This is a genomic window from Streptomyces sp. MA5143a, from assembly GCF_900290235.1.
GTDB lineage: Bacteria > Actinomycetota > Actinomycetes > Streptomycetales > Streptomycetaceae > Streptomyces.
Genome location: NZ_OLMK01000102.1, coordinates 1 through 13538, shown reverse-complemented (window position 1 = coordinate 13538; position 13538 = coordinate 1). Strand labels below are relative to the sequence as shown.

General features: G+C 73.4%; 12 protein-coding genes. 9 read left to right on the top strand and 3 right to left on the bottom strand.

Going from position 1 to position 13538, the window contains the following annotated elements; translation table 11 throughout:
- The first annotated feature begins 396 nt into the window (after window positions 1-396).
- The 6 genes from SMA5143A_RS35825 to SMA5143A_RS35800 all read left to right on the top strand — a co-directional run bounded on the left by SMA5143A_RS35825 (window position 397) and on the right by SMA5143A_RS35800 (window position 6250).
- On the top strand, window positions 397-1671 hold the full coding sequence (locus SMA5143A_RS35825) for a cytochrome P450 (protein WP_107466991.1): 1275 nt from the start codon (window positions 397-399) through the stop codon (window positions 1669-1671).
- A gap of 183 nt (window positions 1672-1854) precedes the next feature.
- Window positions 1855-2268, top strand: a complete 414-nt coding sequence (locus SMA5143A_RS35820; RefSeq protein WP_055518512.1) for an SRPBCC family protein — start codon at window positions 1855-1857, stop codon at window positions 2266-2268.
- A 214-nt stretch (window positions 2269-2482) separates the two neighbouring features.
- On the top strand, window positions 2483-3001 hold the full coding sequence (locus SMA5143A_RS35815; RefSeq protein WP_107466990.1) for a DUF1453 domain-containing protein: 519 nt from the start codon (window positions 2483-2485) through the stop codon (window positions 2999-3001).
- Window positions 2998-4170 (top strand): sensor histidine kinase, encoded by a 1173-nt coding sequence (locus tag SMA5143A_RS35810; RefSeq protein WP_258193925.1) that lies wholly within the window; start codon window positions 2998-3000, stop codon window positions 4168-4170. The genes SMA5143A_RS35815 and SMA5143A_RS35810 overlap by 4 nt, the downstream gene beginning before the upstream one ends.
- Window positions 4171-4238: 68 nt before the next feature.
- Window positions 4239-4925, top strand: coding sequence for a response regulator transcription factor (locus tag SMA5143A_RS35805; protein WP_107467061.1), 687 nt, complete (start codon window positions 4239-4241; stop codon window positions 4923-4925).
- A gap of 206 nt (window positions 4926-5131) precedes the next feature.
- Window positions 5132-6250, top strand: coding sequence for an SGNH/GDSL hydrolase family protein (locus SMA5143A_RS35800; protein WP_107467060.1), 1119 nt, complete (start codon window positions 5132-5134; stop codon window positions 6248-6250).
- A gap of 28 nt (window positions 6251-6278) precedes the next feature.
- On the opposite strand, the gene SMA5143A_RS35795 is transcribed toward SMA5143A_RS35800, so the two are convergent.
- On the bottom strand, window positions 6279-6815 hold the full coding sequence (locus SMA5143A_RS35795) for a hypothetical protein (RefSeq protein ID WP_107466988.1): 537 nt from the start codon (window positions 6813-6815) through the stop codon (window positions 6279-6281).
- A gap of 223 nt (window positions 6816-7038) precedes the next feature.
- Here SMA5143A_RS35795 and SMA5143A_RS35790 point away from each other — a divergent pair, with 223 nt between their 5' ends.
- A complete protein-coding gene (locus SMA5143A_RS35790; RefSeq protein WP_107466987.1) occupies window positions 7039-7602 on the top strand; it encodes a hemerythrin domain-containing protein in 564 nt (187 codons plus the stop codon).
- Window positions 7603-7665: 63 nt separating this feature from the next.
- Here SMA5143A_RS35790 and SMA5143A_RS35785 read toward each other — a convergent pair whose 3' ends face one another.
- Entirely contained in the window at window positions 7666-8844 is a 1179-nt protein-coding gene (locus tag SMA5143A_RS35785) for an aminotransferase class V-fold PLP-dependent enzyme (RefSeq protein ID WP_107466986.1), read from the bottom strand.
- 475 nt (window positions 8845-9319) lie between these two features.
- Between SMA5143A_RS35785 and SMA5143A_RS35775 the strand changes: the two genes are divergently transcribed.
- On the top strand, window positions 9320-12472 hold the full coding sequence (locus tag SMA5143A_RS35775) for a glycoside hydrolase (protein ID WP_107467059.1): 3153 nt from the start codon (window positions 9320-9322) through the stop codon (window positions 12470-12472).
- Window positions 12473-12476: 4 nt separating this feature from the next.
- Here SMA5143A_RS35775 and SMA5143A_RS35770 read toward each other — a convergent pair whose 3' ends face one another.
- Window positions 12477-12938 (bottom strand): MarR family winged helix-turn-helix transcriptional regulator, encoded by a 462-nt coding sequence (locus SMA5143A_RS35770; protein WP_107466984.1) that lies wholly within the window; start codon window positions 12936-12938, stop codon window positions 12477-12479.
- A gap of 117 nt (window positions 12939-13055) precedes the next feature.
- Here SMA5143A_RS35770 and SMA5143A_RS35765 point away from each other — a divergent pair, with 117 nt between their 5' ends.
- Window positions 13056-13445, top strand: a complete 390-nt coding sequence (locus tag SMA5143A_RS35765) for a hypothetical protein (protein WP_107466983.1) — start codon at window positions 13056-13058, stop codon at window positions 13443-13445.
- The last annotated feature ends 93 nt before the right edge of the window (window positions 13446-13538 follow it).

The following is a 13538-nucleotide window of genomic DNA, read 5'->3' as shown; positions in this document are numbered from 1 at the left end:
ATGAGGCGGGTCGGCCGTCCCCCGGAGGGGCAGGTGCGGCGGGTCGGCCGTCCCCGTGGGGCAGATGAGGGGGGCCAGCGGTCCCTGGAGGGGCAGGTGCGGCGGGTCATGTGCCCCCCGGCGGGCAGGTGAGACGGGTCGGGTGTTCCCCGGGGGAGCAGGTGCGGCGCGTCGGCCGTCCCCGGGAGGGACAGGTGCGGCGCATCGGCCGTCCCCGGGAGGGACAGGTGCGGCGCATCGGCCGTCCCCCGGAGGGACAGCTGCGGCGGGTCATGTGCCACCCGGCGGGCAGGTGAGACGGGTCGGGTGTTCCCCCGGGGGCGGATGACGCGGGTCGGCCAGCCCCCGGGGGGCGACGCGGCGTTACCGACGGCGCCGGGCGGGCACTCGCGCCGCATGAATCCAAGTCGCCCCCCGCTCGGGGACAGCTCGCTCGCGGCACTCGTCAAGGGATACAACTGGCTGCCCGACCTCAGGAGCCGCACCGCCGGACCTCTGGTGCGCGTCCGTGTGGCGGGACGGCACGCCGTCGCCCTGCGCGGCCCGGAAGCCGTGCGGTTCTTCTACGACGAACGGCATGTGGAACGCGTGACGGCGCTCCCCGGACCGGTGCTGAGCACCCTGTTCGGCCACGGCGCCGTGCACACGCTGGACGGGACGGCCCACCGCGTCCGCAAGGAGATGTTCCTGTCGCTGCTCACCGGCCCGGAGGCGGTCGCCGCCCTGGTGGACGAGGTCGCGTCCGCCTGGGACGAGGCCGTGGACACGTGGTTCGGGCAGCCGTCGGTGGTCCTCTTCGACGAGGCGAGCCGGGTGCTCACCCAGGGTGTCTGCCGGTGGGCCGGCATCCCCCTCGACGACGCCGGGGAGACGGCCCGCGACCTGGTCGCCATGGTCGACGGCTTCGCCACCGCCGGGCCCCGGCACTGGCGGGCCCGCCGCGCCCGGAGCCGCAGCGAGGCATGGCTCGCCCGTCTGGTGGAGGACGTACGGGAGGGTGCCGCCCCGGCACCGGCCGGGTCGCCGCTGGACGTGGTGGCACGGCACCGGGACACCGACGGCCGGACGCTCGACCCGCACACCGCCGCGGTCGAACTGCTCAACATCGTCCGCCCCACGGCCGCCGTGTGCTGGTTCGTCGGCTACGCGGGACACGCGCTGCACTTCCGGCCGGAGATCCGGCAGCGCCTCGCCGAGGACGACCCCGCGTACGCCGTGGCGTTCGCCCACGAGCTGCGCCGCTTCTACCCGTTCGCCCCCTTCGTCGGCGGGCGCGCCGTCGCCGACCTGGAGTGGCAGGGGGAACGCATCCCCGCGGGCACGCTGATCCTGCTCGACCTGTACGGGCAGAATCACGACCCCGACCTGTGGGACCGTCCCCTCGTCCTCGACCCCCGGCGCTTCCTGGAGGCGCCGCCCGGCCGCGACGCACTCGTCCCGCAGGGCGGCGGCGACCGTGCCACCGGCCACCGCTGCCCCGGCGAGGACGCCACGATCGCTCTGCTCGCGGCACTCGGGCCCCGGCTGGCCCGGCTGGAGTACGACGTGCCGGCCCAGGACCTGAGGATCCCGCTGTCCCGCATCCCGGCACGGGTGCGCAGCGGCTTCGTGATGGAGCGCGTCCACGTACCGATGCGCCCCCTCGCCACCAGCAGGGCGGCAGCGGGGTAGGGCGGTGCCGCCCGGGCCGGGAGCGGTCGTGTCGTACGGCTTGGGCGGCGGGCCGGCGGCGGGCCGGTCGCGGGCGGCAGCCGTCATCGCCGCCGCCCGGCTGATTCACGCCGGGGGCCGCCGGGTACCCGGCACGCTCACGCGCGGATCCGCTGCGCCGAGACGGGTCAAGGTGGTGCCGCCATGACCGAGTACGAACGTTCCCGCACGATGCCCGCACAGCCTGAGCACGTGTTCGACCAGGCTGCCAACGTCGACCAGCTGGACGCCTGGTTGCCGGACGCCCTGCATGTGGAGGCCGCCGGCCTGCCCGCCGTCACCGTGCACGAGGACCGCACGGACGAGGACATGGCCGCGCTGCTGCGCGCCCGGCGCGAGCAGATGCGGCTGGAGTGGGGCACGCGGGGCCGGTCGAGTTACACGGGGTGGCTTCAGGTCGCCGGTATCGACAGCGGGGCCAGCGAGGTGACGGTGCACCTCTCCTTCTTCGACGACAGCCACGATCCGGGCGAGCAGGCCGTGGCCGACGCCCTCGACACCAGCCTGCGGCGCCTGGAGGAGCAGGTGCGGCTGCGCGTCGACCACGCGGCGGGCTGACACCGGACGGTCCACGGCCCTCGCCCCGACCTCGCCCCCGACCTCGCCCCCGACCTCGCCGCGGGACACGCCCCCGGCCTCGGCGGGGAACGCCGTCTCCACCCGTGGGTGGAGAGCACACCTCCACCCACGATCCTCCCTGCCTCCGATCCCCTGACCCGCGCTTCCGCCTAGCTTGACGGGTACAGGACTTCCCCGTTCCCCGGAGGCGACCATGTCCGAGTCCGTCAACGCGCTGGTGATCGTCGCGGTCGTCGTGTGGGTGGTCGTACGGCAGTTCCTGGCGCAGCGGATCGACCTGGACCGGCGGTGGTGGGTGCTGCCCGTCGTCCTGGCCGTGCTGGCAGTGCGGGAACCGGGGCTGCTCGACGGACGGCATCCGGTCGCCGCCGCCACGCTGCTCGGCGCGGAGGTGGTCGTGGGGCTGGTGACGGGCCTCGGCTGGGCGGTGACCCCGCGTGTGTGGCGGGCCCCGGACGGCTCGGTGTGGGCCAGGGGCACCGGAGCCACCGGGCTGGTGTGGCTCGGCGGGGTCGCCGCGCGGGCCGGGCTGTACGGCGCCGGGGCGGCGGCCGGCGTGGCGCAGGGCAGCGGAGCCCTGCTGCTGGGGCTCGCCGTGACCCTGCTGGCCCGGGGCGGGGTGCTCAAGTGGCGGACCCGCGGCCTGGGGCCGACGTACCGTGATGCCGGCCGAGTCGTCATCTCCGCCGCCGCCCGGAAGGACCGTGTGTGAGTCGTCGTGTGACCTGGACGAGCTGGCCCTCTCGGGAGGCGCTCGCCCGTGAGGGCGCCACGCGGTACGGGCGGCTGCGCGCCTGGACCGGACGGATCTTCGTGACCGGGCTGCTGCTGTGGCGCGGGGTCTCGGAGCACCCGGTCCTGTCCGGGCGGACGCTGTTCGACGTGGTCGCCGTGACGGGCTGCGTCCTCGGTGTGTGGGTGTTCTTCCGGCTCACCCTCGCCCGGCGGCTGTGGACCTCCCTGCTGATACTCCTCGCGGCGGCGGGCCTCGCCGTGGCGGCGCGGGCCGTGGGCTTCGACGTGCTGGCGGTCGTCGTGTGGTGCGGCGTGGTCGTCGTGGCGCTGCGGCGGCTGCCGTGGGCCGCAGCCGTGCCCGTGGCGGCCGGTGCGCTCGTCGGCTACGCCGTGACGGCGGACGACCCATGGCCCACGACGGCCGCGACGGCGGCCGGTCTCTTCCTCCTCGGCCACGTCCTGCGCCTGGACGCCGAGGCGCGCGGGAACGCCCTGCGGCTCCAACTCCGTGAGCGGGCCGCGCTGGAGGCCCAGGCGGAGTCCGCCGCCCTCACCGAACGGGCCCGGATCGCCCGCGAGATGCACGACGTCCTGGCCCACAGCCTCTCCGCCCAACTGGTCCACCTGGAGGCGGCCCGGCTGCTGATCGAGGGCGACGCCGAGCGGGAACGGATCCTCGAACGGGTCGTCGCCGCCCGGGCCATGGCCCGTGAGGGCCTGGCGGAGACCCGTCAGGCGCTGTCCGCGCTGCGGGGGGAGACGGCTCCGGTGGAGGAGTACCTGCGTGATCTGGCCGCCCTCACCGAGGCGACCGCCGTGGAGGTCGGCGGTGAACGCCGCGCGCTGTCGGCGGAGGCCGCGCAGACGGTGCGCCGGGTGGCCCAGGAGGCCCTGACCAATGTGCGCCGCCACGCACCCGGCGCCCGGGTGCGGCTGCGGCTCGCCTACGAGGACGCCCATGTCGCCCTGGAGGTGCGGGACTTCGGTGCCGTGCGCGATCCGGGCCGCGACGGCGACGGGCCGGTCCGGGCCGGCTCCGGGTACGGTCTGCTCGGGATGCGCGAGCGGGCCGAACTGCTCGGCGGCACCCTGGAGGCGGGACCGGACGAGGAGGGTTTCGTGGTGCGGCTGCGGGTGCCGGCGTGATCGAGCGGACCGGGGACGCGGGGACCGGGGACGCGGGGGCGAAGAACGCGGGGGCGAAGAACGCGGGGGTGGGGGGCGCGGGGGCGGGGGCCGGCCGGACGGCGCGGGTGGTGGTCGCCGACGACCAGACCGTGGTGCGCGAGGGCATCGTGATGATCCTCGGGCTGCTGCCCGGCATCGAGGTGGCCGGTTCGGCGGGCGACGGCGAGGAGGCCGTACGGCTCGTCGCCGAACTCGCCCCGGACGTCGTGCTGATGGATCTGCGCATGCCCCGCTGCGACGGCGTCGAAGCGACCCGTCGTATCCGCGCCGACCACCCCGGCACCGAGGTCGTCGTGCTCACCACGTACGCCGACGACGACTGGCTCTTCCCGGCGCTGCGGGCCGGGGCGCGCGGCTATCTCACCAAGGACGCCGACGGCGACGAGATCGTACGGGCGGTCCATGCCGTGCTCGACGGGGACGCCGGCCTGTCCCCGCGGGTCCAGCGGCGACTGCTGGAGCAGCTGGCCCACCCTGCCCCGGATCCGGGGCCCGCCACGCTCCCCGACCGGCTGACCGCCCGTGAGGCCGAGGTGCTGGCCCGTATCGCCGACGGGCTCAGCAACACGGAGATCGCCCGTGCCCTCCATGTCTCCCCGGCCACGGTCAAGACGCACATCAACAACCTCTTCGCCAAGACGGGCGTCAAGGACCGGGCGCAGGCGGTGCGTTACGCCTATCAGAAGGGCCTGACGCGTCCGCCGGGGGCGTAACCGGGCGCCCGTCCGGCTTCCCGGCGGGTGCGCGGCCCGTCGCGGCGGTCCGGCGTCGTGACGGATGTCGACCCGAGGGGTTGACGGGGTCGTGTGGGGCGGTCACTTTCGAAAGCGCATGACCTGGGAGCGCTCCCACGCTTGCATGCTTGGGCTCCCCCACTCCGCGCCCGTCCGTCCACGTGTCGAAGGGATGTCACATGCACATGTCTCGCCCCTTGCCCCCACCGTCACAGCTCTCCCGCAGGACCCTGGTCGCGGCCGCCGCCACGGGGCTCGTCACCGCCGCCGTCCCCTCCCCCGCGCGGGCGGCCGCCGACGCACGGGCCCTGTTCCACACCGTGGGCCGGGTCAAGGAGGCCGCCGACGGGATGGTGCAGTACACCTGGCCCGGCGTGTACTTCGAGGCGCGGTTCCGGGGCACGGGCATCGGGATCGTCCTCGACGACGCGAACAACGACTACGACGTCCGGATCGACGGGACGACCGCCGCCACACTGGTCACCCCGGGCCGCACCGTGTCCTGGCTCCGCGGACTGTCCGACGCCGAGCACACGGTGCGGCTGGTCAAGCGCACGGAGAGCCCGTGGGCGGTGGGGCGGTTCGGTGGGTTCACGGCGGCCCCCGGCGGGGCGGTCCTCGGCGCGCCCCGGGCGCGGACCCGGCAGATCGAGTTCATCGGCGACTCGTTCACCGCCGGGTACGGCAATGTCTCGCAGACACGGGACTGTTCGGGCAACGGCGGCGTCAACCGGAACAGCAACGCCGATCTCGCGTTCGGCTCGCTGGTCGCACGCAGGCTCGACGCGGACCACCAGCTGAACGCGATCTCCGGTCGCGGCATGGTCCGCAACTACAACGGCGGCGACCCGGGGGTCAGCTACCGCACGTTCTACGAGCGGGCCCTGCTGAACGTGGACGGCGACGTGTGGCGCAAGCCCGACAGCTGGCGCCCCCAGGTCGTCGTGATCGGTCTGGGCATCAACGACTTCTCCACTCCCCTGCGTCCCGGTGAGCGCTGGGCCACCCAGGAGGCACTGGTCGCCGACTACGAGAGCGCCTACCACGGGTTCCTGGACCGGCTGCGGGCGCGCTACGGCCCCGGCACGTTCCTGGTGGTGTCGGCCACCCGTCCGTTCGCCGACGCGACCACGAGGATCGTGCGGGAGCGCAACCGACGGGGCGACGACCGGGTCCGCCACTTCTTCTTCGGCGACGCGGCCCTGGACCTCCTCGGCTGCGACTGGCATCCGTCGCTGGGCGACCACCGGACCCTCGCGAACCTGCTCACCGAGTTCGTGGCGCGCCTTCCGCTGCGCTGGTAGCGGGCGGCCTGGCCCTTGGCGGCCGGGGTCAGGCCGGCAGGGCCTGCCCCGGCCGCAGCGCGTCGAGGAGGCCGGCGTGGTGGAGTCCGGCCACGGGGGCGAGGAGGTCGGGGTGGCGCAGCAGCGCGGCGGCCCGGCGGTCCTGGACGTCCGGGTCGAGCAGCCGGCGGAAGGCGACGGGGGAACCGGAGGTGTGGTGGGTGCCGGCGAGGGCGGTCACCGCGGCGCCGGCCAGGGCGGGGTCGGTGAGCAGGCACGCCGCCCAGCTGGCGACGACCTCGTCCACCCAGCTCCGCCAGGCGTGCTCGGTCTCCGCCACGGAGTCCGTCTCGTCGGCCGTCTCGTAGCCGGTGATCCAGTCGAGCCGGGCCGAGCCGCCGGGTCCGGCGACGCCGACGAGGCCCGCGTCCATCGGCGTGGGGTAGCGCAGCCAGGCGGCCACGGTCACCGCCTGCCGGGCCTGGGCCTCGCAGAGGGCGGAGTCGATCGCGCCGCCGCCCGCCGGGTAGGCGCGGGTCAGCCACTGGGCGGTCGCGGCGATGAGGGGGGAGAGATCTGCGTGCACTGGGCCATCCGGGGTACTGGGGAGCGCGCACCCAAGAACGTAGCCGGGGACCGTCGCGACGGAAATGGCGCAGGCCACGCCACGGACGTGTCCTCGGCCACAGAGGCCGGCCGACCTGACCACCAAGGGATCAATACATCGATACCGGACACGAAGGGGGTTCACTGGCCCCCTTCGGGCCCGCCCGCGGCAGACGGCCGGGACAGGCGGAAAGGAGCGAGTCATGGGACACGGCGGAAACGTCGTCGAGGAACTCAAGACCGACCATCGCGAGGTGGAGGAGCTCTTCGGCAAGATCGAACAGCTGCCCTCGGGGCACGCCAAACGCAAGGAGTACGCGGACCAGGTCACCATCGAGCTGATCCGGCACTCGGTCGCCGAGGAGGCGTACCTCTACCCGGCGGTCCGTGAGCACGTGCCCGACGGGGACGCGATCGCCGACCGTGAGTTGCAGGACCACGCGGAGGCCGAGCGCCTCATGAAGGACCTGGAGCGGTGCGAGGCCGACGACCCCGAGTTCGACCGGCTGATCACCCAGCTGATGACGGAGATCAGGAGCCATGTGCGGGACGAGGAGAGCAATCTCTTCCCCCGGATGACCCGGTCCTGTCCGGCGGAGATGCTGGACCAACTGGGCGACAAGGTGCGGACGGCCAAGAAGACGGCGCCGACCCGGCCGCACCCGTCCGCGCCGGACAAGCCCCCGGCCAACAAGATGCTGGCGCCGGGCATGGGTTTCGTCGACCGGCTGCGCGACGCGATGACCGGCCGCGGCAAGGAGTCCTGAGACTCCGGTCGGCGGCCGGTACGGACTCGGGGCCCGGGGCGGACGTCCGCCCCGGGCCCCGTGTCATCCGCCGGCGGCGATGCCGGCCATGGCCTCGACGGTCAGGTCGAGTTCGGCCTCGGTGTTGTAGTAGTGCGGGGAGAGGCGCACCAGCGGGTGGACGCCCCGGTGTTCGGTGTCGAACTGGGTCTGCTCGGGGGCGGTGTACGTGACGTTGATGCCGTGGCCCGCCAGGGCGGCGACGACCTCGGCGGCGGGCACGCCGGCGACCTTGGCGGTCACGATGGCGCAGCGGTGCGCGCCGAGGTCGTGGGTGGTGACGCCGGGCAGGGCGTCGAGGCGGTCGCGCAGATACGCGCCGAGGGCGAGGGCCCGTTCGCCGATCCGGTCCAGTCCCAGGTCGAGGGCCTGGCGTACGGCGGATTCGAGGCCCAGCACGTTGGCGTAGCCGGTTTCCCAGCTCTCGAAGCGCCGGGCGCCCGGCTGCCAGGTGAAGCCCCGTTCGCCGTCCCAGGTGGCGGCCTGGATCTCGATGACGTGCGGCTCCAGGTACTGAAGTGCCTCGGGCCGTACCCACAGGAAGCCGGTGCCGCGGGGGCCGCGCAGGAACTTGCGGCCGGTGGCGGTGAGCAGGTCGCAGCCGATCTCGGTGACGTCGACCGGGAACTGCCCCACGGACTGGGTCGCGTCGAGCAGGTACGGCACCCCGGCGGCGCGGGTGATCCGGCCGATCTCGGCGGCCGGGTTGATCAGGCCGCCGCTGGTCGGCACATGGGTGACGCCGACCAGCCTGGTCCGCTCGTCGATGAGGTCGGCGAGGGCGGCCGTGTCGAGCTGCCCGTGCTCGTCGTCGGGGACGACGACGATCTCCGCGCCGGTGCGACGGGCGATCTGGAGGTAGGCGAGGACGTTGCTGCCGTACTCGTCGCGACCGGTGAGGATACGGTCGCCGGGCTTGAAGGTCAGGGAGTAGAAGGCGGCGTTCCAGGCGTGGGTGGAGTTGTCGAAGAGGGCGACCTCCTCGGGCCGCCCTCCGACCAGTCGGGCGATGTGGGTGTAGGTGGCGTCGATCCGTTCCCTCTCCCGTGCCGCGGCCTCGTAGCCGCCGATGGTGGCCTCGAGTTCCAGGTGGGAGGTGACGGCCGTCAGGGTCTGCCGGGAGAGCAGGCCGGCTCCGGCGTTGTTGAGGTGGATCCGGTGGGCGGTGCCCGGTGTGTCCCGGCGCAGTGCGTCGACATCCATGGGCCCATCCTTCCCGACCGTCACCATTGGGTGAAACCGTGCGCGCCCCGCTGATCGACATTCGGGGTGACGGTGACACCGGTGTCGGTGAGCGTCCGGCCGTGGGTGTCGGTGACGCCCGGGTGGCGACCGGCCGCCTTCCGCCTTGGCCCGGACCGGTCGTTGTCGCCCGGGGTGCGACTCCGGGCCCGGGGGTCCCCGCTGGACGCGCGCTCGTTCACCGAGACCGGGCTTTCGACAACAGGCGAGCCGCGCCACCGCCGGTCGACACCGCGTCGGGCGCCCTCCCCCGCCTTCCGCGTCGGCGTCCTCCGCGTCGGCTCGACCGAAGAAGTCGCCCTCCATCTTGACGTGTTCATTTCTGTCATCAAGCATGCCCGAAGCGCGATTCCTTCTGATCGGTTCTGTTCAGCTCTGTGTTGTGGAAGGGAGTGCCGTGTCCCAACGGCATCGCATCGTCCGGGCCTTGACGCCCATGGTTCCCCTGGTACTGGGCGCGGGCCTGGTGGCAGCGCCCCCGGCGGTCGCGGACACACCGGCCCCGGCGGCGCGGAGCGGAGTCACGGTACGGATCGATCCCTCGTACCGGCAGCAGGAGTTCGAGGGCTGGGGCACGAGCCTCGTCTGGTTCGCCAACGCGACGGGCCGCTATCCGGATCCCGTCCGAAGACGACTCGTGGACATGCTGTTCGGCGACGACGGACTCGCCCTCAACATCGCGCGCTACAACATCGGCGGCGGCAACGCCCCGGACGTCCGCACGGACTACATGAAGACGGGCGCGACCATGGAGGGCTTCTGGAAGGCCCCCGAGGGAACCACCCGGCAGGACAGGGAGTGGTGGGACCCCGCCAATCCCGACCACTGGAACTGGGACGCCGACGCCGGCCAGCGCTGGTGGGTCGACCAGGTCAAGGACAAGGTCACCAAGTGGGAGGCGTTCAGCAACTCCCCGCCCTGGTTCCAGACCGTCAGCGGCTATGTCTCCGGTGGCTTCGACGCGAACACGGACCAGATCCGCGCGGACCGCGTCGACGAGTTCGCCGCCTATCTCGTGCGCGTCACCGAGGAGTTGGAGAAGGCGCACGGCATCGACTTCGACACGATCGCGCCCCTCAACGAGCCCAACACCAACTACTGGGGCACCCAGATCGGCGCGAACGGCCAGCCCACCGGAGGCCGCCAGGAGGGCGCGCACGCGGGCCCGGCGCTCCAGCAGAAGGTCGTCCGCGCGCTCGACAAGGCGCTCGACGGGGCGAGGACCGACGCCGAGATCTCGGCGATGGACGAGACCAACCCCACGATCTTCACCCAGAACTGGAACGCCTACGACGCCTCGGCGCGGGCGGCCCTCCCCCAGCTGAACGTGCACACCTACGGCACGGGGATGCGCACCAGCGCCCGCGACATCGCCAAGGGCGCCCACAAGAAGCTCTGGATGAGCGAGGTCGAGGGCACCTGGGGCACGGGCACCGACTTCACGGGCATGGAGCCGGGGCTCGGCATCGCCTCACGCATGGTCGACGACATGCGGGAACTGGAGCCGTCGGCCTGGGTGTTCTGGCAGCCGATCGAGGACGCGATCCCGCAGGCCGCGGCGGGCAAGAACTGGGGCAGCATCCACGTCCCGTTCAACTGCACGGCCGACGACACCCTGGAGACCTGCCCGATCCGGGCCAACTCCAAGTTCCACACCATCCGCAACTTCACCCATCACATCCGCCCCGGCGACCGGTTCGTCAAGGTCGACGACCCGTCCAGCGTCGCCGCGGTGAAGAAGTCCGGCCGTGCGGCGACCGTCGTCCACGTCAACAGCGGCACCACCGGCCGCTCCGTCACCCTCGACCTCTCGCGCTTCGGCACGGTCTCCCCCGGAGCCACCGTCACGCCCGTGGTGACCAGCGCCGACGGCGCCCTCGTGCGCGGCACCCCGGTCCGGGTGACCGACCGTTCGGCGACGCTCGACGTCCCCGCCAAGTCGGTCACCACGTTCCTGGTCCAGGGCGTCGGCGGGGTGGCGAAGGACGCCGCCCTCGTACGGCCCGGCCATGTCTACCGGCTCCAGGGCGCCCAGAGCGGCAGGTCGCTGACCCCGTCGCAGGACGGCACCGGCGTCGTCCAGCGCACGAACGACCCCGGCAGCGCACGGCAGTTGTGGTCGGTACGGCAGCTGACGCCCGGCACCGGCAACCGTGAGCGGTACGCCCTCGTCAACGCCGCCACCGGCACGCGCCTCGCGGTGCGCGACAACCAGGCCGTACTGGAGGACGCGACGGCCGACGAGGTCCCCGACGCCGCTCAGTGGATCATGTCCACGACCGGCGACGGCACCTGGACCTTCGTCAACGCAGCGACCGGCCGTCTGGTCGACGTCACGGGCCAGTCGTCCGCGGACGGCGCCACGGTGTCGACGTACACACCGACCTCGGCGGCCAACCAGCGCTGGGCCGTGACCGACGAGACGGTGCTGCGCACCGAGCGGGCCGAGGTGTTCACCGTGCCGGGGCTGCGGCCGACGATGCCGGAGACGGTGACGCCGGTGTTCCGTGACGGTGGCCGCGGCTCACTGCCGGTGGTGTGGGACCTGCCGTCGGACCGGCGCTGGAAGAGGCCCGGTACCGTACGCGTCGAGGGCGAGGCGACCGACGCCCTGGGCCGCGAGCACCGGGCGAAGGCGCTCGTCACCGTCGACACGATCGCCTCGACGCTGCCGGGCCGCGCCAAGACCCATGCCGGCGGGGAGCCGGAACTCCCGGCCACGGTCACCGGCGTCGGCCGGCACGGCGGCCGCACCCGTCTCCCCGTGACCTGGGAGGCGGCACCGGCCGGGGCCTACGACAAGGCCGGCGTCGTGAAGCTCACCGGGACCGCCCGAGTCGTCGGCGGCGACGAGGTCGACGCCACCGTGCGCGTCCAGGTCACCGAGGCCACGCAGACCAACATCGCCCCCGACCCGGAGGTGTCCGTCGACGCCACCTTCACCGAGAGCGGCTACTCGGCGGAGCGGCTGCGCAACGGCGACCGGTCCGAGAAGGCCTGGTCCAACTGGAGATCGGGCACCAAGAACCCCTCCGACACCCTCACCTTCACCCTGCCGAGGGCCCGCGACCTGACGCGCGTCGTCGCCCACTTCCACCGCGACGGCGGCAACGTCTCCTTCCCGGAGAGCCTCAAGGTCCAGGTACGCGCCGGCGCCGACGGGCCCTGGACCGACGCGAGCGACTCCGTCCCGGTCGGCACCGAGGGCACCCCGGTGATCGACGTGCCCCTGGAGGCGGGACCGGCCAGCGCCGTCCGTGTGGTCATGACGGCCCGCCAGGGCGGCTACATCACGATGAGCGAGATCGAGGTCTACGCCAAGGCCCCCGGCCGCTCCGCGGACGCCGCCGCGGCCTCGATCGAGGTGGCGGGCCAGCCGATCGCGTCCTTCGACCCGGAGACGACGACCTACCGCGTCACCACGGGCCACCCGCGCCGGGCCCCCGTCACCGCCACGGCCCGCGACCCGTACGCCACCGTCACCGTGGACCGCTCGGGCCCGGCCGACCGGACGTCGGCCGTCGTCACGGTGACCTCCGAGGACGGTTCCCGGACCCGCAGGTACCGGATCGACCTCGTACGCCGCTGAGCGTCTAGCGGGACTCCTCCAGAAAGGTGCGGGCCACGTCGCCGGCGCGGGTGAACCAGTCGGTGAGCACGGCGAGTTCGTCGGGGGTGTAGCCGCCGAAGAGTTCCGCGAGACGCTCGTAGAACGGGCCGTAGAGGGTCATCGCCTGCTCGACGGCGGTCGGCTGGGCGACCACCAGGACACGGCGCCGGTCGGCCGGGTCCGGCCTGCGGGCCACGAAGCCCCGGCCCTCCAGGCGGTTGAGGACGCCGGTGATCGCACCGGTCGTGACATGCGCACGGGTCGCCAGGTCACCGGCGGTGACCGGGGCGTCCCCAGCCTCCAGGACGTAGGCGAAGCAGACCAGGTCGGTGACGCTCAAACCGAACCGGCGCGCGAACTCCTGCTGTCCCACGATCATCGTCGCGATCATGCGATCCATGGCGCCGATGGCGTCCGGGACGGTGGGGTGGCGCTCGGCCTCCATTGAAATGTGCCTCCGGGACAGGCTAGATTCCTTAGCTACTAAGATATTATAGTCCGGCGCCGTAGGCGTGGCCACGGCATGCCGTGGCGCGCCCCGGCGCGCGAGGGGAGCAGACACATGAGTCTCTACGACGAGGGCCACACCGTGGCCGGCTGGACGGGTACCGCGATCGGCACGGCCGGTTCCGTGGCGCTCGGCATGGGCGTCTGCGGCTGGGCTCCGGGCCTCCCGCTGGGCATCGCCGTCTCGGTCGCCGCGCTCCTGGTCACCTGGGTCCTGCACCTCGCGGGCTGGGGCAAGCCGCCGGGGCCGCGGCCGAGGGACCAGTGGCCCCTCGGCGCTCGCGACCGCTCCGCCCGCGGCGGCCACCCGGGCTGCCTCGGCTGCCGTATGGCCGGCCGCCGGGGGCCTCGGACGGCCGGCCTGCCCGAGCCCGTCGCGTCGACCGCGACCGCACCGGCCGCCACCGGCACGGCCGCGGTCTCCACGGCCGACTCGTCGTCCTGAACCACCGGGTGCCGGCGCTCCGGTCACAGCCTCCGGGGGTTCCGCACTGATCAGTCGGACAGCTCCAGATCGCGCATGCGCAGGTGCAGCTCT

Coding starts and splice junctions, on each gene's coding strand:
- SMA5143A_RS35825 (WP_107466991.1), top strand. CDS start 397: ATGAATCCAAGTCGCCCCCCGCTCGGGGACAGCTCGCTCGCGGCACTC.
- SMA5143A_RS35820 (WP_055518512.1), top strand. CDS start 1,855: ATGACCGAGTACGAACGTTCCCGCACGATGCCCGCACAGCCTGAGCAC.
- SMA5143A_RS35815 (WP_107466990.1), top strand. CDS start 2,483: ATGTCCGAGTCCGTCAACGCGCTGGTGATCGTCGCGGTCGTCGTGTGG.
- SMA5143A_RS35800 (WP_107467060.1), top strand. CDS start 5,132: ATGTCTCGCCCCTTGCCCCCACCGTCACAGCTCTCCCGCAGGACCCTG.
- SMA5143A_RS35790 (WP_107466987.1), top strand. CDS start 7,039: ATGGGACACGGCGGAAACGTCGTCGAGGAACTCAAGACCGACCATCGC.
- SMA5143A_RS35785 (WP_107466986.1), bottom strand. CDS start 8,844: ATGGATGTCGACGCACTGCGCCGGGACACACCGGGCACCGCCCACCGG.
- SMA5143A_RS35775 (WP_107467059.1), top strand. CDS start 9,320: ATGGTTCCCCTGGTACTGGGCGCGGGCCTGGTGGCAGCGCCCCCGGCG.
- SMA5143A_RS35770 (WP_107466984.1), bottom strand. CDS start 12,938: ATGGAGGCCGAGCGCCACCCCACCGTCCCGGACGCCATCGGCGCCATG.
- SMA5143A_RS35765 (WP_107466983.1), top strand. CDS start 13,056: ATGAGTCTCTACGACGAGGGCCACACCGTGGCCGGCTGGACGGGTACC.